This window comes from Ensifer sp. SL37 (genome assembly GCF_026672675.1).
In the GTDB taxonomy this organism is placed as follows: Bacteria; Pseudomonadota; Alphaproteobacteria; order Rhizobiales; family Rhizobiaceae; genus Ensifer; species Ensifer adhaerens.
This window is the reverse complement of sequence record NZ_JAPPRN010000001.1, coordinates 376,114-398,110: the sequence shown is the minus strand read 5'-3', so window position 1 is coordinate 398,110 and position 21,997 is coordinate 376,114. Positions and strand designations below refer to the sequence as shown.

Here is a 21,997-nt window from a genome sequence, read left to right as displayed (position 1 = left end):
GCAAAATGCAACGAGTCGACAAAAGGATTCGACAGTCGGAAGATTCTGATATATCGGCTGATTAATCGTTTAATCACGCGATAGCGGAAACCACTGATTTGGCGCGTTCCGGACCAAAACTGACGAGGATTGCCAGAACGCTGGGCGTCTCCGCGGCGACGGTTTCAAACGCGCTCTCGGGCAAGGGGCGCGTCTCCGCCGAGATGGTGGAAAAGATCCGCGCGACCGCTGCCGAGCTCGGCTATGTGCCGAGCCAGGCGGGCAGGGCGCTGCGCACCGGCCGCACCGGTGTTCTCGGCCTCGTGCTTCCCGATATCGCCAATCCGCTCTTCCCGCAGATCGCCCAGGCAATCGAGCTTGCGGCTTCGTCCTCGGGCTATGGCGTGCTGATCGCCGACTCGCGCGGCGACGTCTCGACCCAGACCAAGGCGATCGAGCGCCTGATCGATCGCGACGTTGATGGCCTGGTGATCGTGCCCAGGCGCGGCACGCGCATTGCCGATGTCGGCTGTCCGGTCGCCGTCATCGATACGCCCTCGACGCCGGGCAACACGGTCGCCGCCGACCATTGGGGTGGCGGCCGGCAGATTGGCGAACACCTTAAGGCTCTCGGCCACCGCCGCGTGATGATCATCGGCAACAATCCCGCCTCGAACGTGCAGAACGACCGCGCCGGCGGTATTCGCTCGGTCTTCGGCGAGGGCACCCATGCCGATACGCTCTGGATCGAGCCGTTGGAAAAGGCGGCCGGCAAGGGCTGTCCGCTCGGCCTCGCCGACAAGGTGGCGGAAGGCTACACGGCCTTTGCTTGCATCTCCGATCTCCATGCGCTGCGGGCGCTCACGGAATTGCAGCGCGCCGGCATCAACGTGCCGGAAAAGGCGAGCGTCACCGGTTTCGACGACCTGATCTGGTCGCCGGTCATCACGCCGGCGCTGACGACCGCGCGCATGGACATGACCGAGATCGCGGCGATCGCCGTCGCAGCGCTCGTGAAGGCGATCAGCGAGCGCGACCCGTCCGATCCGGCGATCGGCGCACCGGTTACGGCGGCGACCTCCAAGGTGCCGATGCATCTGGTCGTCCGGCAATCGGCCGCGGCACCGCCCGCGTCTCAACCCGTTCTTACCACTGCCACCGCAGCTACATCCGTCACCGAAGGAGGACACCAGCCATGAAGAAGTTCTTGCTTGCCTCGAGCGCGCTCTTGCTCGTTACCGCCCCTGTCGCATCCGCTCAGGAAAAGACGCTCACCATTTCCGTGTACGGCTTTGCCCAGGACGCATTCAAGGAACTGGTCTACACCCCGTTCGAACAGAAGTGCGGCTGCAAGCTCGTCGTCGAAACCGGCAACAGCGTCGAGCGCCTCGCCAAGATGGAAGCCAACAAGGCGAGCCCGGTCGTCGACATGGCCGTCGTCTCGATGGCCGACGCGCTTTCGGCCACCCGCGCCGATCTCATCGAAAAGATCGACACCTCGAAGCTCCAGAACTTCAACAAGCTCTACGACCTTGCCAAGGACCCGAACGGCGACGGCATGAGCGTCGGCTACACCTTCTATGCCACTTCGATCGTCTATCGCTCGGACAAGATGGAAGTGAACTCCTGGGCCGATCTTCTGAGCGACAAGAACGCCAGCCACGTCGCCTTCCCGAACGTCACCACCAACCAGGGCCCGCCGGCGCTCTACATGGTCGGCGAAGCCATCGGCAAGAACACGCCTGACCTCAAGGAAGCGATTGCCGCCGTCGGCGCCAAGAAGGACGATATCGTCACCTTCTACGTCAAGTCCTCCCAGCTCGTTCAGCTGATGCAGCAGGAAGAAATCTGGGCCGCTCCGATCGGTCGCTTCTCCTGGGAAGGTTTCACCAAGCTCGGCCTGCCGATCAAGTGGGCAACGCCCAAGGAAGGCCAGACCGGCGGCATGAACGTCATGGTGCTGACCAAGGGCAGCAAGAACCAGGATCTGGCGCTTCAGTTCATGGACTTCTGGCTCTCGACCGAAATCCAGACCGCGCTTGCCGAAAAGCTGGTCGACAGCCCGGCCAACAAGGACGTGAAGGTTTCGCCTGAGATCGCCGAAAACCTCACCTACGGCGAAGAGACCGTGAAGAATCTGAAGCTGATCCCGTCGGCCGTTGCCCTCGACAACCGCGAAGCGTGGCTGTCGGAGTGGAACGCCCAGGTCGGCCAGTAAGACCAAGCCATTGCGACCTCCACCGGCGGATCGTGATCGCCGGTGGAGACCTGATGCGACGGGCGCGATGAGACGCGCCCCGGAATGCCTTGAAAGGAAGAAGGATGTTCCAGAACCGCGCCGAAGCCCTGGCGCTCGCTCTGCCCGCAGCGGTCTTTGCGGCGATCGTCTTTCTGGCGCCGGTGGTGATCCTGCTGGCGGAAGGCTTTCGCAGCGCCGACAGCTGGTCGCTGTCGGCCTATACGACCTTCTTTTCCGATCCGCTGAACCGCACCGTCTTCCTGCGCACCTTCCGGCTCGGCCTGATGGTTACCGTCGTTTCGGCGGTCATCGGCTATGCCGCCGCCTTTGCGATCGTCAATCTGACGCCGCGCAACAAGGGACAGATGATCGGCCTTGTCGTGCTGCCGCTGATGATCTCGTCGGTTGCCCGCACCTATGCCTGGATCGTCATTCTCGGCCGCACCGGCATCGTCAACCAGGCGCTCCAGCTTGTCGGCCTCTCGGATGAGCCGATCCGCTTCCTCTTTACCGAGACCGCCGTGTTCATCGGTCTCTTGCAGCTTTTCCTGCCGCTGATGATCCTGTCGCTGATCAGCGCGCTTGAAAACATGCCGAAGGATGCGATCCCGGCTGCCCGCGTACTCGGCGCCAACTGGTTCCAGGTGTTTTTCAAGGTGATCCTGCCGCTGACCAAGGAAGGCCTGGTGATCGGCGGCACGCTGGTCTTCACCGGCTCGCTCACGGCCTACATCACACCGGCGATCCTCGGTGGCTCCAAGGTGCTGATGCTCGAAACGCTGCTCTATCAGCGCGTCACCGTCGCCAACGATTTCGTCGCGGCCAGCGTCATCGCCTTCATCCTGATCGTCATGAGCTTTGCCGCCAATCTTCTTTTGAAACGGCTTGCCACCGCGAGGAACAAGCGATGACACCTCGTATCTTTACTCCGCTCGTCCTCTTCCTGGTGATCGGCTTCCTGATCGGGCCGTTCTTCATCATCGTCGCCGCGTCGCTCTCCGGCGGCGAGACGCTGGCCTTCCCGCCACAGGGCTTCTCGCTCAAGTGGGTCGCCAAGGTGTTCACGGTCGAGAGCTTCCAGGAAAGTTTCGCGATCTCGATGCTGCTGGCGATCGGCGGAACGGCGGCCGCTCTCGTGCTCGGCGTTCCCGCCTCCTACGCCCTCTCGCGCTACAAGCTGCCTTTTGGCGAAACTATCCGCACGATCGTGTCGCTGCCAATCATCGTGCCCGGTATCATCGTCGGCCTGGCGCTCTTGCGTTACATCGTCGTGCCCTTTGGCCTCAACATCACGCTGACGCTGTTCCTCGCCCACACCGCGCTGGTTCTGCCCTATGCGGTCCGGGTCGTCTCGGCGAGCCTCAACAACCTGCGCTCCGATATCGAGGAGGCAGCTGTGCTGCTCGGCTCCTCGCGCGCCGGCGCCTTCTTCCGCGTGGTGATGCCGAACATCCGCAGCGGCATCCTCGCCGCCTTCATCCTCGGCTTCGTCACGAGCTTCAACCAGGTGCCGGTATCGCTCTTCCTCTCCGGTCCGGGTGTGCGCACCCTGCCGATCGACATGCTCTCCTACATGGAGATCACCTACGATCCGTCGGTCGCCGCCCTCTCCGCGCTGCTCGCCTTCATGTCCATCGGCATCGTCTTCCTTGCCGAACGCTTCCTGGGATTCTCTCGCTATGTCTGACGCCCCCTTCCTCAGCCTTGAAAAACTGACGCTCGCCTATGGCGATACCGTTGCGGTGAAGGACCTCGACCTTTCGATCCGCAAGGGCGAACTGGTGGCCTTCCTTGGGCCCTCCGGTTGCGGCAAGACGACGACGATGCGCTCGATCGCCGGCCTGCTGTCGCCCGCGTCCGGCGCGATCAAGCTCGATGGTGCCGACATCACCCGCGTGTCCGCCAACAAGCGCTCGGTCGGCCTGGTCTTCCAGTCCTATGCGCTGTTTCCGCACCTGACCGTGTTCGAAAACGTCGCCTTCGGCCTGCGGCTGAAGAAGCTGCCGGCCAACGAGATCGAGAGCAAGGTGACCGCCGGTCTCAAGTCGGTCGGGCTTTCGAAGTTTTCCGCCCGCAAGCCGGGCGAACTCTCCGGTGGCCAGCAGCAGCGTGTCGCGCTGGCGCGTTCCATGGTCATGGAGCCGAAGGTGCTGCTGCTCGACGAGCCGCTGTCGAACCTCGACGCTCGTCTGCGCCTCGAAATGCGCACGGAACTGCAGCGGGTGCAGAAGGAAACCGGCGTCACGATGATCTTCGTCACCCACGACCAGGGCGAGGCCCTGTCGCTGGCGGACCGCATCGTCGTCATGCTGAACGGCGCGATCGAGCAGATCGGCACGCCCGAGGATATCTACAACCGCCCGATCTCGCGCTTCGTCGCCGACTTCGTCGGTTTCGAAAACATCTTTGCCGTCGAGGGCGGCAAGCTGAAGGCCGAGAACGGCCCGATCGATCTTTCCGGATCCCTGCCGCCTGACACGGCAGGGCTTGCGTGGCGTCCGCGCATGGTGACCCTTGGTTCAGGTCCTTTCCAAGGCACCGTGCGCGGAGCCTCTTTCTCCGGCAGCACGCGCGAGTACCTGCTCGATACGCCGCTCGGCGCCATCAAGGCGGAAGAGGATGCAGCACTTGCAGCCCGTGAAACCGGTTCTGCCATTGCCTTCGACCTGCCGGTCGAGAAGGCCGCACGCCTCAAGAAGTTCGGGTAAGGTCCGATGGGTGTCTGGATCGATACGGACATGGGGTTCGACGACATTGCCGCAGTGCTTGTCGTCCTTCATGCCGGTGAAGAGATCGACGGCGTTTCGCTGGTTTTCGGTAACACGCCGCTTGACCAGGTGAAGCGCAACGCTGCCGGCGCCGCGCGCGCTTTCGGCTGGGCTTTCCCCATCCATGAGGGGCGCGCCCTGCCGGTGCTCGGCAAGCTCGAAACTGCCGAACGCATCCTTGGCGAAGCCGGCATGCCGACAGCGGGATTGACGCTGCCGGAGGCCGACGCCTTGCCGGTAAGCGACGCCTTTGCGGCACTTTGCGCCTGGCTGGAGCAGGAGGGGCCGAAGCGGATTCTGGCGCTCGGGCCGCTCACCAATCTCGCTGCCCTTTGCCTTGCCCGTCCGGACTTGGCGAGCCGGATCACCGACCTCACCTGGATGGGGGGCGGCGTCACCAGCGGCAACCATACGGCATCTGCCGAATTCAACGCCTTCGCCGATCCGGAAGCGCTGGCGATCGTGATCGCGCATGGCCTGCCGCTGCGCATGGTCGATCTCGATCTCTGCCGCAAGGTCTTTGCCTACCCCGATGACGTCGCGCCGATCCGCTCGGCGGGTGGCGTCCATGCCGCCCTCATCGCCGATCTGCTTGCCGGCTTCATTTCGATCGGCACCAGTCGCGGCCGGCCGGGCATGGCGATCTACGACCCTTGCGCTGCCGTTGCCTTCGTCAATCCGGGCGCAATCTCGTTTCGCAAGGCGCGCATCGATGTCGAACTCGGAGGGACGCTGGCCCGCGGGCGCACCGTCGTCGAAACGCGCGAAAGCCACGCGATCTTCAATGCCGAATATGCCGTCGATGCCCATGTCGAGACGACCAGGGCTCAGATCCTGGGCGCTTTGATGAAGGAAGCGCAGAAGTGAGTTCCATAGAGCAGCCTCAGGACTTGATGGATGCGGCGCTCCGCAGCCGGGCAGTGGCGGCAGCGCGTGGTGCTGAACCGTTCGACGTTCTGATTTCGGGCGGTACGCTCGTCGACGTGGTGACGGGCGAGCTTCGCCCGGCCGATATCGGCCTTGTTGGATCGTTGATCGCAAGTGTCCACGAACCGGGCACGCGCTCCGATGCGGCAACCATGATCGATGCGACGGGCGCTTACGTTTCGCCCGGTCTGATCGACACCCATATGCACGTCGAAAGCTCGATGGTGACGCCGGCGACCTATGCCAATGCGGTGCTGCCGCGTGGCGTGACGACCGTCGTCTGGGATCCGCATGAGTTTGGTAATGTCAACGGTGTGGCCGGCGTGCGCTGGGCCGCAAATGCCAGTCGCGATCTGCCGCTGCGCACGGTGCTGCTGGCACCGTCGAGCGTGCCGTCAGCACCCGGCCTGGAGCTGGCCGGTGCCGATTTCGACGCTGATGTGATCGCCGGCATTTTGAGCTGGCCGGAAATCGGCGGCATCGCCGAAATGATGAACATGCGCGGCGTCATCGACGGTGAGGCGCGCATCACCGGGATCGTTCAGGCGGGGCTTGCCGCCGGCAAGCCAGTCAATGGCCATGCGCGCAGCCTTGCGGGGTCTGATCTCCAGGCCTTCGTGACCGCCGGCGTCAGCTCCGACCATGAGCTCGTTTCCGGCGACGATCTGCTGGCAAAACTCAGGGCAGGGCTTTCGATCGAACTGCGCGGCTCGCACGATCACCTGCTGCCGGAATTCGTCAAAACGATCAAGGCTCTGGGCCATCTTCCTCAGACGGTAACGCTCTGCACCGACGACGTTTTCCCGGACGATCTTGCCCATTCCGGCGGCCTCGACGACGTCGTTCGCCGGCTGGTGCGCTATGGCCTGCCCGCCGAATGGGCGCTTCGGGCGGCAACGCTGAACGGCGCGGTCCGCCTGGGCCGGCATGATCTTGGACTTGTGGCGCCAGGGCGTCGGGCGGACATCGTGATCTTCGAAGATCTCGCTGATTTCTGTGCGAGCACGGTCATCGTCGACGGCAAGACGATTGCAGACGCCGGACGGATGATCGAGCCGCTCTGCGGCATCGCCGCCGAGACCCTGCACGGAACGATGAAGATCGCGCCGCTGTCGGAGAACGATTTCCGCATTCCAGCAGATGGCACGAAGGTCCGCGTCGCGACCATCGACCGGCCGCGTTTTACCCAATGGGGCGATGCCGTTGCCGCGGTCGAGGGCGGCTTCGTCATTCCGCCCGAGGGGACGACTCTGATCGCCGTGGCGCATCGTCACGGGCGCGCCGACAGCCGACCGTCTGTTGGACTGTTGTCGAGTTGGGGTGCCTGGCGCGGCGCCTTTGCAACCACGGTATCGCATGACAGCCACAACCTCACGGTTTTCGGCGGCAATGCGCAGGATATGGCGGTCGCCGCCAACGCGGTGATTGCTGCCGGTGGCGGCATGGCCGCTGTGTCCGGCGGCAAGGTCGATGCACTCCTGCCTCTGCCGCTCGCGGGGCTGGTCTCCGAGGAGCCGCTGGAAGAGGTGGCGGATAGCTTTGCCGCACTCCGCGAAGCAGTCGGCCGCATCGTCGATTGGCAGCCGCCTTACCTGGTCTTCAAGGCCTGCTTCGGCGCGACGCTCGCCTGCAATGCCGGACCGCACCAGACCGATCGCGGCATCGCCGACGTGGCGACGGGCAAGGTCATGGAAAGCCCGATCCTGGAGATCCTTGAAGCCTGACATTCAACGGCCGCCCAGGCAGGGCGGCCGTTGAAGTCCGACGTCATTTCCGTATGACAGCTTGCCTCGCCCTTCAAGCGCAGGTTCTAAATCCTTGAGATCGCACGCTCCCGCCTGCTTCTTCGCGATGCAAGCGTTACTCGGCGCGTGCCAGTTCCTGCTCCACGAGGGTCGACCAGAAGGTGGCGCCCGGACCGATCGCGTCGTCGTTGAAATCATAGGCAGTGTTGTGGTGCAGCGCGCCGTCGACGGCGGGGCCGTTGCCGAGCCAGACGTAACAGCCGGGCGCTTCCAGCCCGAAGAAGGCGAAATCGTCGCCGGCGGTCGACGGTGGAAATGACGTCCGGGTCTTCTTGCCGAACACCGCCTGAGCGGCGCTCAACGCCCGAGCAGTGGCATCGGCGTCGTTGACGACGGGCGGAATGCGGCGTTCGAATTCGTAGTCAACGGAAATCCCATACATCTCGGCGGTACCACGCGCGAGCCGGCCGATCTCCGTTTCGAGCTGATCGCGCACTTCGGGCGTATAGGCGCGGGCCGTGCCGCCGATTTCCACCATATCGGGGATGACGTTGAGCGCCTTCGGGTCGCCGGCGCGCACGGAACAGGCGCTGACGACGGCTGGCTGTAAGGGATCGACGACGCGGCCGACGATCGACTGCAGCGAGGCAAGGAAGGTGCCGGCGGCCGTCACCGGATCGCGGCCGAGATGCGGCTTGGCGCCATGGGTGCCGACGCCGCGAAAGGTGAGCCGCCAGCTATCCGAAGAGGCAAGCTGCGGACCGGCGACGACGGCCATTTCGTCCGGGTCAAGGCCCGGCATGTTGTGCAGGCCATAGACGGCGTCGCAGGGGAAAAGTTCAAAGAGGCCGTCTTCGACCATGCGTTTCGCACCGCCACGCCCTTCCTCGGCCGGCTGGAAGATGAAGTGCACCGTGCCGGAGAAATTACGGGTCTTAGCCAGATGGCGGGCGGCGCCGAGCAACATGGTGGTGTGACCATCATGACCGCAGGCATGCATCTTTCCGGCCTCGCGGGATTTGTAGGGACGGTCGGCGATCTCCGGCATGGCGAGCGCGTCCATATCGGCGCGAAGGCCGATCGAGCGTGTGCCGTTGCTGACCTGCAGCGTGCCGACGACGCCGGTTTTTCCCAAGCCTCGGTGGACCTTTAGACCCGCTTCCTCAAGCCACTTGGCAACGAGATCGCTGGTGCGTACCTCCTCGAAGCCGAGTTCCGGATGGGCATGCAGGTCGCGACGGAAGTCGGTGAGGAAGGTGAGGTCGTCGGCTATTCCGTCTGGCAGGCGCATCGTCAGGCATTCCCATGTTTCATTGCGCGAAGGGCTTGTGAATTCCGCGTGCTTTGCTTGAGCCGCAGCGCCCTTTCGGTTTGATCGAAGTCGCAAACGGTATAGACGAAAACGGCCGGAACCAGAACACCAAGCCGGCCTTTTTGATCGCCTTTCATTTCGGGCGAAAGCGCGCAGACGAGGACCGGACCGATGCAGCCCCACGACTTCTGGCAGGAAATCTACCCGCCGAAAAGCTTCGATATTCAGGCAGGTTATCGCGATTTCTTCCCGGCGTCCCTCGGCGATGCCAGGCAGATTCTCCTGCCGATCCGTCAACTCGCCGACGGCAAACATGCGCTGGCCTCGCTGATCGTCAACCAGGCGAGCTTTGCTGTTGAGGACGCACTGGCAACGGAACTTGCGGCGAAGCTCGCACCCTATGAGCCCGAAGTCGTCGCCGGTCTGCCGACGCTCGGCCTCACGCTTGCGTCTGCCGTTGCCCGCAAGCTCGGCCACAGCCGCTACGTGCCACTCGGGACGTCCAAGAAGTTCTGGTATGTCGACGATCTCTCCGTGCCGCTCTCCTCGATCACCACGCCCGACCAGAAGAAGCGTCTCTACGTCGATCCGCGCATGTTGCCGTTGCTTGAGGGTAAGCGCGTGGCTCTGATCGATGACGTCATTTCCAGCGGTACGTCGATCCTTGCCGGGCTGACGCTGATGGAAGCCTGCGGCATCGAGCCGGTCGCGATCGGCGCGGCCATGCTGCAGACCGAGCGCTGGCACCAGCCGCTTGCGGACCGTGCACCGCATTGGCCGGAGCGTGTCGTCGGAGTGTTTCAAACGCCCTTGCTTCAGCGGGGTGAAGACGACAGCTGGCGCGCCGCCTGAATTTCTTGGCTTCCGCGCGGCAGCGAAGATAGATTTGTCTATCTGCTCGGCACGTTACGAAAGGACTTGCATGCGGTTCATCAATCCGATCCCTTTCGTCCGCGACATCGATCACTCCCGGGAATTCTACGAGAAGATTGTTGGCCTGACGGTTCGCGAGGATTTCGGAAACTTCGTCCTCTTCGAAGGCGGCTTCGCGATCCATGAAGGACGTTCGCTGGAGCGGACCGTCTGGCGAACAGAGTTTGGTTCGGATGAGCCTTACGGGCGGCGAAATCTGCTGCTTTATTTCGAGCACGAGGATGTCGATGCGGCCTTCGCGCGCATTGCGCCGCATGTGGACCTGATCCATCCGGTCGAGCGTCAGGCATGGGGCCAGCGTGTGTTCCGCTTCAGTGACCTTGACGGGCATGCGGTTGAGATCGGAGAGCCGCAGGTGCTGGAATCGCCAATCGGCCCGGAGAACCCCTAACTTATTCAGGCGCTGGCTTCATTGAAAGCCAAGGCGCCCTCGCCGTCGCGAAGGCGTCTTGGATTGTGTGCTCTCTCTTAGAGGGCGAAGCGCGGCTTAGTTCGCCGGCCGGACCTGATAATAAACCGTCGACTTCGCGCCGCCCGCCTTGGCGATGGTGTAGACATCGTACGAGGCCTGCGGATCGTTGCCCATGCCGAGCGAGCCTGAAGGCATGCCGGGAACCGCGATGCCGGCGACATCCGGCTTTTCGGCCAGCAGCTTCTTTACCGCTTCGAGCGGTACATGGCCCTCGATGACATAGCCGTCGATGACGGCGGTATGGCAGCCCTCCATGTCGGCCGGAACCGCAAAGCGCGTCTTGATCACCGACATGTCGGCCTCATCGCGCACCTCGACCTTGTAGCCGGCCGCTTCCATTGCGTCGGCCCATTGTTCGCAGCAGCCGCATTGCGGATCCTTGTAGACGGCCATGGTGCCGGTTGCCGCGACGGCGCCCGTCGCAAAGAGGGTGATGCCCGCGATCGTGCCCGCCACGAAATGCCTGCGTAATACGTTCATCGAACATTCCTTTCCATTCTTGCCTGATCTCAGGATTGTGGCGCCCGGGCCGCGCAAAGTCGACCCGGGCAGTTTGTCGCTGCTACTTGATCTCGGTCACGGTCAGCTTGCCGTTGACACGGTCGGCGACGAATTCGATCGACGCGCCTTCCTTGAGCTTGGCAAGCACCGCGTCATCGGCGCGGAACACCATGGTCATGGCCGGCATGTCGAGGTTCTTCAGATCCTCATGGTCGATCGTCACCTTCTTGGCCTTGGTGTCGATCTTCTTGACCACGCCCTTGGTGAACTCCGCGGCCTGGGCGGGTAGGGAGAAGGTGGCGGTGGAAACAGCCAATGCGAGCGCTGCGAGGAGTTTGCCTACGGTTTTCATGGTTTCATCCTTTCCTGTTTTCTCGGGTTACTTCTTCACGACGTCGAGTGGGCCGTGCATGCCGGCGTCGTAATGGCCTGGCACCAGGCAGGCGAATTCGAAGGTGCCGTCGTTGGTGAAGGTCCAGTAGATGTCGCCGGACTTGCCCGGCTCGAGCCGGATGGCGTTCGGGTCGTCGTGCTCCATGTCGGGGAATTTCTCCATGGTGATCTTGTGTTCCTGGATCGTCGCCTTGTCGTCGAGCACGAATTCGTGGGCGAGTTCGCCGGCGTTCTTGATGGCGAAATGGACCGTCTGGCCCTGGCGAACCTTGATGGTTGCCGGGGTAAAGATCATCTTGCCGTCGTCGGTTTCCTTCATGGTGACGCGGATCGTCTGCGTCGACTTCTTGCTGTCGCCGGGCTCGCCGATCGACACCTTGTCGTGGCCGCCGGCGTGGCTGCCGCTGGCGAGCGCCTGGGAGGAAAGGGCGGAGGCGATAACGAGCGCCAGAGCGAGTGCTGATTTCTTCATCGTAATGTTCCTGATGGATTTGAAAGAGGTCATTGCAGTCGGCCGCCCTCTCACGGTTTGGGCGTGAGCACGGTCTTGGCATCCTTGGCCCGCGTCGGTTCCGGCAATGCGCCGGTCCATTCCCAGGCCTGTGTTCCCGGCGGGTTTTCGTACCAACCGGGATCGCTGTAATCGCCGGCGGAGATGCCTTCGCGCACCTTCACCACCGAGAACATGCCGCCCATCTCCAACGCGCCGTGCGGACCCCAGCCGGTCATCATCGGGATCGTGTTGTCGGGGAGCGGCATTTCCATTTCGCCCATGTCGGCCATACCGGCCGTACCCATGGGCATGTAGTCGGGCTTCACCTTGCGGATCTTTTCCGCGACCGATTTCTTGTCGGCGCCGATGAAGGTCGGGATATCGTGGCCCATCGCGTTCATCGTGTGGTGCGACTTGTGGCAATGGATCGCCCAGTCGCCCTCGTACTTGGCGTCGAATTCGTAGGCGCGCATGGCGCCGACGGGAATGTCGATCGACACTTCCGGCCAGCGTGCCTCCGGCCGCACCCAGCCGCCATCGGTGCAGGTCACCTCGAAGTCGTAGCCGTGCATGTGGATCGGATGGTTGGTCATGGTGAGGTTGCCGACCCTGACCCGCACGCGGTCGTTCTTGGACACGACCAGCGGGTCGATGTCCGGGAAGATCCGGCTGTTCCAGCACCACATGTTGAAGTCGGTCATTTCCATGATGCGCGGCACATAGGTGCCGGGATCGATGTCATAGGCATTGAGCAGGAACACGAAATCCCGATCGACACGCATGAAGTTTGGATCCTTCGGGTGCACCACGAAGAAGCCCATCATGCCCATGGCCATCTGTACCATTTCGTCGGCATGGGGGTGGTACATGAAGGTGCCGGATTTCACGAGGTCGAACTCGTAGACGTAGGTCTTGCCGGCCGGAATATGCGGCTGCGACAGGCCGCCGACGCCATCCATGCCCGAAGGCAGGATCATGCCGTGCCAGTGAATGGTGGTGTGTTCCGGCAGCTTGTTGGTGACGAAGATCCGCACGCGGTCGCCTTCGACCGCCTCGATTGTCGGGCCTGGCGACTGGCCGTTATAGCCCCAGAGATAGGCGGTCATGCCGTCGGCCATCTCGCGTTCGACCGGCTCCGCGACAAGGTGGAATTCCTTGACGCCGTTGTTCACACGGTGCGGCAATGTCCAGCCGTTGAGGGTGACGACCGGGTTGTAGTCCGGTCCGCTCGTCGGCACGAGCGGCTTCTGGGTCGCGGCATTGTCCATGCTTGCCGCTTCGGGCAGGCCGGAGTTTGAGGTTTGGGCCCAGGCGGCGGTCGAAACGAGAGCAGCACCGGCGCCGATGAAGTTTCTTCTGTTGAACATATCTGATCCTTTTTTGAGTTAGGGCGGGATGCGTACGGAAAACCGCACACACTTTTCCTGCTCCCGCCCTAGTGTCCGGCGCCGGCTTCCGCTGCCGCGGGCGCTGCCGCGCCTCCAGCCGATCCGCCCGATCCGCCGCCGTGGATTGCGGTCATCAGATCGGCATCGGCCAGCCAGAAATCGCGCTTCGCGTTGACGGAGAGCACGGTCGAATTGACCTTGGCCCTGACGTCGGCAAGCAGCTCGAAGGTGCTGGTGATCATGCCGTTGTAGCTGAGCGTCGCTTCTTCCTCGATCTTGGTGCGCAGCGGCACGACGTTGTTGCGGTAGTGCCGGGCGATGTCGTAGCGCGAGCGATAGGCCTCGTAGGCGGAGCGTGCTTCCGAGCGGATGTTGACCGCCTTTTCCGCCAGCAGGTTCGCCGAGCGCATATGGGCAAGCTCGGCCTTGCGCATGCGCGCATTGCCGCTGTCGAAGATCGGGATCACGAATTCGAGCTCGAACTGGCCGGTCGTCTCGACCTTGGTGCCATGATCCTCCTTCTCCCGTTCCGCCTCCGCACCGGCGACGAGTTCCAGGTCGGTCACGTAGCGGGTCGCCTCGGTGAGCTTGTAGGACTTGGCCACGGCTTCGAGATCGAGGCGGGCGATCTGCAGGTCGACGCGGCGCTTCAGCGCTTCCGCCTCGATGCTGTCCTTGCGGGCCAGCGTCTTCGGCAGGTTCGGCAGGCGGTTGGGCACCTGGTAGTCGACATCGCTGCCCCAGAGACCCATCAGCCTTGTCAGGTTTTCCTTGGCAAGACGGGCTGCAAGCCGGGCTTCGGCTGCCTGGCCGGCGAGTTCAGCGTTGAAGACGTGCTCTCGCGCCTGGTTGCCCTTGCCCATGGCGCCGGTCTCACCGAGTTTTGCGGCGAGTTCCGAGGAGGCGTCCGCAGCCGCCTGGGCCTGGTTCAGTTGCGCGACGGTTTCCCATGCGGCAACCGCTTCGATCCAGGCGCGGCGGGTTTCGGCGGCCAGCTGCAGCGTGCTGAGCGCGGCGTTGAGCTGCGCCTGGCGGAAACGCGCGTCGGCGACCGCGATGGTCTTGTCGCGGGTCAGGAGCGCCAGGATGTTGGTGGTGACCAGCCCCTCGATCGCCTTGTAGGCCTGCAGTTCCGGTGTGCCGATCCCGGTCGTGCCGATCGAGACAGTCGGGTTGAGAAACAACGTCGCCTGCCAGGCATCCGCCGACGCGTCGCCGAGATCGGCATAGGCGGCCTGCAGGCCCTTGTTGTTGAGGAGTGCGACCTGAACGGCGGTGTCGGCGTCGATTGTCTTGCGCTTCAGGAGCGCCTTGACCTCGGCATTGACCTTGTCTGCCTGTACGCGGTTCTGGATCCAGACGCTTTTCTTGGTCGCGGCCGTCGAGACCTTGGCATCCACGGTGGTGAAGCCCGCGTTCTTGGCCGAGTATTCGGTCACGCAGCCGGCGAGCACGAGGGGCAGACCGATGGCGGCAGCGAGGTTGAGCTTGCGAAGCCTCATGACGCGTCTCCCTTGGCGGTCGACTGTGCGTCGTTGAGGGGTCCCCAGGCCTTGGGGCCGGTGGGTTCGCGGTGGGTGTAGCCCGAAATGGGGCTGCGATATTGCGTGCTTCGAATGCCGCTCGTGCTGTTGGCGGGATCGCCAAGGCTTGAGACCCCGGCAGGCAATGTGGCAGCGCATCCGCCCAGGATGATGGGCAGGAGCGCCATGGAAAACAAACGTTTCATGGTCAAACCTGAAATGTGAATGGCAGAGGCCGGCGATCGACCGGATGAAACCGGGCGGGCCTTGTCGCGGACGGCGCTAGAGGTGGTCGAGCGTCACATCGGACACGCGGAAACCACGGCAACGCTTCGCACCACTGCAGATCCTTCCGTCGACCAAGACCAACGGAGACCCGCAGCAGCGGTCACGGATTAACGAAATCAGGCTCTTGGGGGACGATGAAGGCCGTCGAGCTCACCGGGGGTGAGCTGCGGGTGCGGGCCGAAATTGCGGATGGAGCGCGGGAAAGCCGGATGGCTTCCGTCGACATCGCCGAGCACCGCCACGGCGGCGCAGAAGGTCTTGCAGCAATCCTTCTTGTCCGACTTGCCGTTTTCTTGTGCCGGCTTCACCTTGCCCTTGTCGAGGCTCGGGCAATGCTCGGTCGCAGCTTGCATCGGATTGGCGGCTGCCTCGATCTGCATCGAGCCGTGCGCGGCCGCATGCATCATGCCGGAGGCGGTGGAAAAAGGCAGCACGGCCAGCGACAAAGCGATCGCCAGCTTCAGCACTATCAGCAAACGCAGATATGTGGTTCGCACCTTCTCCATGATCGATCCGTAGAAACGCCTTTGATTCCTGTCAATGATGCTTGCGCCTGGCGCCGTCACGAATGCGTGAGGCTCCAGGATGCGCACTCGTCGTCACCCGTGCCGCCGGTTGCGGACCGGATCGATGCCGGCCGTACCGAAGCGGGCGGGCTCGGTTGCCTTCGTCGGCGCGTTCGTGGCGTCTGCGAGATCTTCGAGAATGGGACAGTCCGGGCGGCCGTCGCCATGGCAATGGGCGGCGAGATGTTTCAGCGTCCGGCTCATCGCCTTCAGCTCCTCGGCCTTGCGCTCCAGGATCTCGACATGTTCGAGCGCGATCTTCTTGACCTCGCCGCTGGCGCGCTCGCGGTCGCGCCAGAGCGCCAAGAGGCCCGCCATCTGCTCGACAGTGAAACCGAGATCGCGCGAGCGGCGGATGAAGCGCAGCGTATGGACGTCGTTGTCGCCATAGTTGCGATAGCCGGCTTCGCTGCGGTCGGCCTGCGGGATGAGGCCGATTGTCTCGTAGTAGCGGATCATTTTTGTCGAGACGCCGGAGGCGCGGGAAGCTTCGCCGATATTCATGATGTCATCCTTTTTACCGCCGTGCGGCCATTCCCTTGAGAATATAAGGGCTCTCCCCGGCTTCCGCCATGCTGGCGAGAGCCGGGGAGACGATCGAACCTAGGCCGCCTGTGCTGCGGCAACCGGGCGAAAGGCCCGAAGCCGCAGGGCATTGCCCAGCACGAAGACGCTCGACAGCGCCATGGCACCGGCCGCAAAGATCGGCGACAGCAAGAGGCCGTAGACCGGGTAGAGCGCGCCGGCGGCAACCGGGATCAGTACCGCGTTATAGGCAAAGGCCCAGAACAGGTTCTCCTTGATGTTGCGGATCGTCGCCTTGGACAGCGCGATCGCATTCGGCACACCCAGGAGATCGCCGGACATCAGCACCACGTCGGCGCTCTCGATGGCGACGTCCGTACCGGTGCCGATCGCCAGGCCGACATCGGCTTCGGCGAGCGCCGGCGCATCGTTGATCCCGTCGCCGACGAAGGCGACCGCGCGTCCGCCTTGCTTCAGCTTCTTCAGAGCCGCGACCTTACCATCCGGAAGCACTTCGGCGATTACCTCGTCGATGCCGAGCTTGGCCGCGATCGCCTCTGCGGTGCGGCGGTTGTCGCCGGTGATCATCGCGACCTTCAGGCCGAGATCGTGCAGCATGCGGATCGCCTGATGCGTCGTCTCCTTGATCGGGTCGGCAACGGCGATGATCGCCGCCAGCTTGCCGTCGATCGCGGCATAGAGCGGGCTCTTGCCTTCCGAGCCAAGGCGGGCCGCCTGGTCGGCGAAGGCCGACACGTCGAGCTTCAGCTGCGTCATCAGGCGGTCGGCACCGACATGGACCGTGCGGCCCGAGACCTCGGCGCTGGCGCCGAACCCGGGGATTGCCTCGAACCTGGCCGGTTCAGCGATCGCCAGTCCCTTTGCTTTGGCTGCGTCGACGATTGCTTCGGCGATCGGGTGCTCGGAGCGGGTCTCCACGGCGGCGACCAGCGTCAGCACGGTATCACGATCGAAGCCTTCGGCGGTTTCGAGGTCGGTCAGTTCTGGGCGGCCCTTGGTCAGCGTACCAGTCTTGTCGACGGCGATGACGGCGGCGTTCCGCAGCGTCTGCAGTGCCTCGCCCTTGCGGAAGAGCACACCCATTTCGGCGGCGCGGCCGGTGCCGACCATGATCGAGGTCGGGGTGGCAAGGCCCATGGCGCAAGGGCAGGCGATGATCAGCACGGCGACGCCGTTGACGAGCGCGAAGGTGAGCGCCGGATCCGGACCGAAGACCAGCCAGACGCCGAAGGTCAAAAGCGCAATCGCGATGACGGCTGGCACGAACCAGGCGGTGACGCGGTCGACCAGCGACTGGATCGGCAGCTTGGCGCCCTGGGCCTGCTCGACCATCTTGATGATCTGCGCCAGCACCGTATCGGCGCCGACCTTGGTGGCCCGGAAGGTGAAGGAGCCGGTTTTGTTGATCGTGCCGCCGACGACTTCGCTGCCGGCCACCTTTTCGACCGGAACCGGCTCGCCGGTGATCATCGATTCGTCGACATAGGAGGTTCCGTCGAGGACGCTGCCGTCGACAGGAACCCGGTCGCCCGGGCGCACGACGACGGTGTCGCCAGTCTGCACGTCGGACAGCGGCACCTCGACCGTCTCGCCGTTGCGGATGACGCGGGCGGTCTTTGCCTGCAGGCCCATCAGATGCTTGATCGCCTCGGAGGTCCGGCCCTTGGCGCGCGCCTCGAGGAACCGGCCGAGCAGGATCAAGGTGACGATGACGGCTGCAGCTTCATAGTAGACGTTGGCGGTACCGTCGGGCAGAAGGTCCGGCGCGAATGTGGCAACGACCGAGTAGATCCAGGCGGCGGACGTGCCGATCGCGACCAGCGAGTTCATGTCCGGCGCCAGGCGGAAGAGGGCGGGGACACCCTTCTGGTAGAAACGCAGGCCCGGGCCGAAGAGCACCAGCGTCGTCAGCGCGAACTGCAGATACCAGCTTTCCTGCATGCCGATATTGTTCATGACGAATTCGTGCACGCCCGGGATGAAGTGCGAGCCCATTTCAAGCACGAAGATCGGCAGCGTCAGGACGCCGGCAATCAGCAACGCGCGCGCAAGCTTTCGCGTCTCCTGTTCGCGCTTCTCGCCTTCGCGGTCGACGCTTTCGTCGCCGGTGATGCGCTTGGCGGCATAACCGGCAACGCGAACCGCCTCTTCGAGTGCGGCGGCGGTGGCGATGCCCCTGGTTATGCGCACCGAAGCGCGCTCGGTCGCCAGGTTGACGTTGGCTTCGGTGACGCCCGGAACGGTCTTCAGCGCCTTTTCAATGCGGGCGACGCAGGACGCGCAGGTCATGCCTTCGATGGTGAGCTCGACCGTGTCTTCGGCCGCACCATATCCGGCATTCTCGATCGCCTTGACGATGTCGGCCGACTTGGTGCTGGCATCGAAGCGGACGTCGGCGCGTTCCGTTGCAAGGTTGACCGAGGCTTCGGTCACACCAGGCACAGCGCGAATAGCCTTTTCGACGCGCGCCACGCAGGATGCGCAGGTCATGCCCTCGACGGGAATGCTGGCGCTCAATGCGGCGGCGGACATCGCTTCGAGGTCGTTTGTTCTAATGGGGGTCACAGATCCCATGATCGTGCTCCTTTCTCTGTCTTTTGTCACAACATGGGGCTTCCAACGATGGGAAGGTCAAGGGCGCAAAAGAGATTTCTGCACGCCATCTTCAGAGCGGCTGGGAGAGGTCTGCCACCGCAGCGATAATGGCCCGCGATGCACGATGAAGCCGCCTCGACCCAAGTTCAGCCGCGATGCCCGGCAGGTTTGTCAAAGCGCAGTTCGAATGGCTCCCGGTTTGCCGGCGATCGCAAGGCTGCGACCGTGCTTCGCGTGCCTCTTGCGAGTGAACTGCATCGGATCCATCCTGTAGAAGTTGCGTCCCATAGGGAGGTTAGGATGACGGCTTATAATTGTGTCCGTTTCCGCGTTAGACCCGGTCAAGAGGAACGGTTTGAGCAGCTTTTTCGCAGCGCTGGTCGCGACTTTGAAGGCTTGAGAAAGATGGCGCTCAGCAAGTCAGCGGATGGATCGTATTTCTCAATTGCCCAATGGGAAAGCCTTGAGGCGATCGCCGCGGCACGGCCCATGATGAAGGCGAACCTCGACACGTTCCGCGATACGCTCCTGGAACTCAGCCAGGATCTCGGGGTCACGGACCCGATTTCCGGCGAGGCGATCTTCGAAATGGCGCGTTAGAGCAATATGCTGCGCAAGGCGTGACGGCAACAGCTCCGTCGGTTGGTTGACGGGGAGGTCGGCCTTGGCTGCTAAGGTCGCGGACCTGATGACAGTGATGTCGTCGGCTTGCGAACGCGTGGGGCAGCATCAGGACTGGCACGACATCTAGCGCCGGATTTTGGATAGCTTGAGGGCAGAACACTGCGACGAAGGCGCGATGACGGGTTGAGGTCACCGCGGGCAATGGCTATGTCGTGCCGCACACACGCGTCACGAACCATAAGGCCATTCGGAATGATCCCAGACTTTCTCGTTACCCATTCCGGTGGTTTCCACGCCGACGAGCTGCTTTCCAGCGTCATCCTTACGCGGCTTTTCCCTGAGGCTCGCCTCGTTCGCAGCCGGGCGTCGGAATGGTTGAAGCCCGGGGCGGACCGCATCATTTATGATGTTGGTGGCCAGTATGATGCCGCAGCCGGGCTGTTCGATCATCATCAGCGCGGGGCGCCGGTTAGAGAGGATGGCCAGCCCTACAGTTCGTTCGGCTTGATCTGGAAGCATTACGGTCGCGCCTATCTGGCAGCGTTCGGCGTTCCCGAGGCCCATGTGGAGGCGGTCCATGCGGCCTTCGATGCGCGCTTCGTGCTGCCGGTGGATCTGGTCGATAACGGCGCGCTCGACCCCTCCGTGGCCGGCCCCTTGGCGGGGCTGACGCTGTCGGCGCTGCTGGAAACCTTGAAGCCTGTCTTCGACGAATCCGGCCAGGAGGCCGAGGACCGCAGCTTCCATCAGGCCCTTTCGATCGCGCGCGCCTTCGTCGAGGCTGGCGTGTCGCAACGCGCCGCCAAGCTTCGGGCCGAGGCGCTCGTGCTGCAGCAGATCGCCCTTGCCGGTGAGAGCCGAGTGCTCGAACTGCCGCGGGGCATGCCGTTCCGCCCGGCGATCGTGAAAGCTGGCGCCGACCACCTGTTGTTCGTCGTTCATCCGCGCGAGAATGACTGGTGCCTGACGGGCATTCGCAAGGCCGATGAAGGGTTTGAGCTGCGCGCCGATCTGCCGGCTGCCTGGGCCGGCCTGACGAACGGCGAGCTGGAGGCGGCTTGCGGCGTGGCTGGCGCGCGGTTCTGCCACAACGGCCGCTTCATCGCGGCGGCAGCGACGCGGGAGGCAGCACTGGCCATGGCCGAGCTCGCCGTCAAGGAAGCAGTATCGGCGGGCAGCGGTCAGGCCTGAGGAAACTGATGAGCCGACGGCGGCGGCTATGGCCAGTGCGCTGTCGGCAGGATCGCCTGTGACGGGTCACGCCGAAAGCGTGGCCCTGAACTTGCTCGGCGATTGACCGTAGGTTTTTGCAAAAATCCGCGAGAAGTGGCCGGCGTTCTCGAACCCGACTTCGAGCGCGATGTCGATCAACGGCGCCTTCGTCTGCGTCAGCAGATGCTTGGCGCGTTCCAGCCGAAACTTCCGATAGACGAGCGCCGGCGACATTTTCGCCTTGTCCATGAACAGGCGTTCGAGCTGCCGTCGGGACAAGCCGACGGATGCGGCCAGCTCCGGGATCGACAGCGTGTTGTCCGTGTGCTGCTCCATGATGATGAGAGCGGCATTCAGGCGTGGGTCGTTGCTCTCGATCGCCAGCGGTTTTCTCGGCTGGACATGAAGATGCGAGCGGGCCTTGTCGATCTGCAGCACTTCGAGCGCATTTCGCTCGGCTTCCTTGCTGATATGCAGGCGCACGATATGGGCCGCCATGTCGGCGGCACTGCTGCCGCCAGCGCAGGATCCACGGGTGCGATCGAGATTGAAGAGACGGTCCGAACGAACCTTGAGATCGGGGAACCGCTCGCGGAACGCCTGATAATGAAGCCAGCTCACGCAGACGGTGTGCCCCGTCATCAGGCCCGCTTCGGCAAGGACGAATGTCCCAGTACAGAGACCGATCAGAGGCACCTTGCGCGCCGCCGCCTTCTGGAGGAAGCGGACGGTGTCGTCGTCGATCGGCTGTTTGCTGTTGAGCAGGCCGCCGACCACGACGATGTAGTTGAACCCCGCTGGATCAACGAGGTCGGATGTCGGCGCCACCTGCACGCCGCAACTGGAGGCGATGAGATGCCGCGTGTTGCCCAGCACCTGCCAGTCGGCACGGATGCGGCCGGACTTGTCGAGCTCGTCGCTCGCAAGTCGCAGCGTGTCGATGAAGAGCGCGAATGCCGAAAGGGTGAAGGACCGCGCCAGAACGAAGCCGATCTTGAGACGTTCGGGCTGTGTCTCGTTGGATTTGATGGTCGTCGTCATGTGCCCTTCATGCTCGTGCCGCCAAGACCTCCCGTTGCCTATCGAGCATGCTCGGACATATCAGGAGAGGTAGCCGCTGGCGGCCGAGACTTGCCTTTCGCTGTCCATGGGGAGCCTGGGTTCCGTTCTTCCGGCACCCCATGGTGTGGCGCGGGAGGTCGACGCCCGGATGAAGGCGTCTTCGTCCGCATCATAACGAAGAGGACGGGCTCAAATTGCTCTCGTCACGACCTGCGCCGCTACGGTTACGAACATTGCGGCCAGTGTCAGCGCCGCACTGAACCGTGCGACCTTCATCCGCCGTTCGCGCGAGCCGCTCCAATCATACCCCATCACTTCCCTCCCTCCCGACCGGGCCAGAACGCGTTTGCTCGGTCTTCCGCCGAACTGCAGGTCTCGCCAAGTCACGGCTTTGAGTTACCCCTCATGCTGCCGCGATGCCGCCGATCGTG

At 63.5% G+C, this 21,997-nt stretch carries 22 protein-coding genes; 11 read left to right on the top strand and 11 right to left on the bottom strand.

Annotated elements, in window-relative coordinates; all coding sequences use genetic code 11:
- Positions 1 to 98 precede the first annotated feature (98 nt).
- From OVA00_RS01885 to OVA00_RS01855, 7 genes are all read left to right on the top strand, one after another.
- A complete protein-coding gene (locus OVA00_RS01885) occupies positions 99 to 1,178 on the top strand; it encodes a LacI family DNA-binding transcriptional regulator (protein WP_060601508.1) in 1,080 nt (359 codons plus the stop codon).
- The gene (locus OVA00_RS01880; protein ID WP_060586131.1) at positions 1,175 to 2,197 is read left to right on the top strand and encodes an ABC transporter substrate-binding protein; all 1,023 of its coding nucleotides are present in this window, start codon (positions 1,175 to 1,177) and stop codon (positions 2,195 to 2,197) included. The genes OVA00_RS01885 and OVA00_RS01880 overlap by 4 nt, the downstream gene beginning before the upstream one ends.
- 104 nt (positions 2,198 to 2,301) lie before the next feature.
- Entirely contained in the window at positions 2,302 to 3,129 is an 828-nt protein-coding gene (locus OVA00_RS01875; protein WP_060586133.1) for an ABC transporter permease, read from the top strand.
- Positions 3,126 to 3,905 carry an ABC transporter permease gene (locus OVA00_RS01870; protein WP_060586135.1) on the top strand — a complete coding sequence of 260 codons (780 nt, stop codon included), beginning with the start codon at positions 3,126 to 3,128 and terminating at the stop codon, positions 3,903 to 3,905. The genes OVA00_RS01875 and OVA00_RS01870 overlap by 4 nt, the downstream gene beginning before the upstream one ends.
- Positions 3,898 to 4,926: an ABC transporter ATP-binding protein gene (locus tag OVA00_RS01865; protein WP_060521736.1), complete on the top strand. Its 1,029-nt coding sequence runs from the start codon at positions 3,898 to 3,900 to the stop codon at positions 4,924 to 4,926. Before OVA00_RS01870 ends, OVA00_RS01865 begins: the two co-directional genes overlap by 8 nt.
- Positions 4,927 to 4,932: 6 nt before the next feature.
- Positions 4,933 to 5,853, top strand: coding sequence for a nucleoside hydrolase (locus OVA00_RS01860; protein ID WP_034799255.1), 921 nt, complete (start codon positions 4,933 to 4,935; stop codon positions 5,851 to 5,853).
- Positions 5,854 to 5,879: 26 nt separating this feature from the next.
- Positions 5,880 to 7,637, top strand: coding sequence for an adenine deaminase (locus OVA00_RS01855; RefSeq protein ID WP_442780461.1), 1,758 nt, complete (start codon positions 5,880 to 5,882; stop codon positions 7,635 to 7,637).
- A gap of 136 nt (positions 7,638 to 7,773) precedes the next feature.
- On the opposite strand, the gene OVA00_RS01850 is transcribed toward OVA00_RS01855, so the two are convergent.
- Positions 7,774 to 8,949: a M20 aminoacylase family protein gene (locus OVA00_RS01850; protein ID WP_268087761.1), complete on the bottom strand. Its 1,176-nt coding sequence runs from the start codon at positions 8,947 to 8,949 to the stop codon at positions 7,774 to 7,776.
- Between the two features lie 156 nt (positions 8,950 to 9,105).
- Between OVA00_RS01850 and OVA00_RS01845 the strand changes: the two genes are divergently transcribed.
- Positions 9,106 to 9,822 (top strand): phosphoribosyltransferase, encoded by a 717-nt coding sequence (locus tag OVA00_RS01845; RefSeq protein WP_268088493.1) that lies wholly within the window; start codon positions 9,106 to 9,108, stop codon positions 9,820 to 9,822.
- 70 nt (positions 9,823 to 9,892) lie between these two features.
- A complete protein-coding gene (locus OVA00_RS01840; RefSeq protein ID WP_192445326.1) occupies positions 9,893 to 10,294 on the top strand; it encodes a VOC family protein in 402 nt (133 codons plus the stop codon).
- A 96-nt stretch (positions 10,295 to 10,390) separates the two neighbouring features.
- On the opposite strand, the gene OVA00_RS01835 is transcribed toward OVA00_RS01840, so the two are convergent.
- The 9 genes from OVA00_RS01835 to OVA00_RS01795 all read right to left on the bottom strand — a co-directional run bounded on the left by OVA00_RS01835 (position 10,391) and on the right by OVA00_RS01795 (position 18,605).
- Positions 10,391 to 10,855 (bottom strand): DUF411 domain-containing protein, encoded by a 465-nt coding sequence (locus tag OVA00_RS01835; RefSeq protein ID WP_034799270.1) that lies wholly within the window; start codon positions 10,853 to 10,855, stop codon positions 10,391 to 10,393.
- Positions 10,856 to 10,937: 82 nt separating this feature from the next.
- Positions 10,938 to 11,228, bottom strand: a complete 291-nt coding sequence (locus tag OVA00_RS01830; protein WP_060521726.1) for a copper-binding protein — start codon at positions 11,226 to 11,228, stop codon at positions 10,938 to 10,940.
- A 27-nt stretch (positions 11,229 to 11,255) separates the two neighbouring features.
- Positions 11,256 to 11,741, bottom strand: coding sequence for a cupredoxin domain-containing protein (locus OVA00_RS01825; RefSeq protein ID WP_060530269.1), 486 nt, complete (start codon positions 11,739 to 11,741; stop codon positions 11,256 to 11,258).
- A gap of 50 nt (positions 11,742 to 11,791) precedes the next feature.
- Positions 11,792 to 13,129, bottom strand: coding sequence for a multicopper oxidase family protein (locus OVA00_RS01820; RefSeq protein WP_250806901.1), 1,338 nt, complete (start codon positions 13,127 to 13,129; stop codon positions 11,792 to 11,794).
- 68 nt (positions 13,130 to 13,197) lie between these two features.
- The gene (locus OVA00_RS01815; RefSeq protein ID WP_268087759.1) at positions 13,198 to 14,652 is read right to left on the bottom strand and encodes a TolC family protein; all 1,455 of its coding nucleotides are present in this window, start codon (positions 14,650 to 14,652) and stop codon (positions 13,198 to 13,200) included.
- Complete coding sequence (locus OVA00_RS01810; RefSeq protein WP_112772102.1) at positions 14,649 to 14,879, bottom strand: hypothetical protein; 231 nt, start codon at positions 14,877 to 14,879, stop codon at positions 14,649 to 14,651. The genes OVA00_RS01815 and OVA00_RS01810 overlap by 4 nt, the downstream gene beginning before the upstream one ends.
- A gap of 198 nt (positions 14,880 to 15,077) precedes the next feature.
- Complete coding sequence (locus OVA00_RS01805) at positions 15,078 to 15,467, bottom strand: hypothetical protein (protein WP_268087758.1); 390 nt, start codon at positions 15,465 to 15,467, stop codon at positions 15,078 to 15,080.
- A gap of 93 nt (positions 15,468 to 15,560) precedes the next feature.
- Positions 15,561 to 16,031: a Cu(I)-responsive transcriptional regulator gene (cueR, locus tag OVA00_RS01800; protein WP_268087756.1), complete on the bottom strand. Its 471-nt coding sequence runs from the start codon at positions 16,029 to 16,031 to the stop codon at positions 15,561 to 15,563.
- Between the two features lie 99 nt (positions 16,032 to 16,130).
- Positions 16,131 to 18,605, bottom strand: a complete 2,475-nt coding sequence (locus OVA00_RS01795) for a heavy metal translocating P-type ATPase (RefSeq protein ID WP_268088492.1) — start codon at positions 18,603 to 18,605, stop codon at positions 16,131 to 16,133.
- Between the two features lie 180 nt (positions 18,606 to 18,785).
- Here OVA00_RS01795 and OVA00_RS39755 point away from each other — a divergent pair, with 180 nt between their 5' ends.
- The gene (locus tag OVA00_RS39755) at positions 18,786 to 19,268 is read left to right on the top strand and encodes an antibiotic biosynthesis monooxygenase family protein (RefSeq protein ID WP_326494112.1); all 483 of its coding nucleotides are present in this window, start codon (positions 18,786 to 18,788) and stop codon (positions 19,266 to 19,268) included.
- A 276-nt stretch (positions 19,269 to 19,544) separates the two neighbouring features.
- Positions 19,545 to 20,483 (top strand): MYG1 family protein, encoded by a 939-nt coding sequence (locus OVA00_RS01785; protein WP_112772104.1) that lies wholly within the window; start codon positions 19,545 to 19,547, stop codon positions 20,481 to 20,483.
- A gap of 66 nt (positions 20,484 to 20,549) precedes the next feature.
- Here the strand turns inward: OVA00_RS01785 and OVA00_RS01780 are convergent, their stop codons facing one another.
- Positions 20,550 to 21,545, bottom strand: a complete 996-nt coding sequence (locus tag OVA00_RS01780) for a GlxA family transcriptional regulator (protein ID WP_089043737.1) — start codon at positions 21,543 to 21,545, stop codon at positions 20,550 to 20,552.
- Positions 21,546 to 21,997 lie beyond the last annotated feature (452 nt).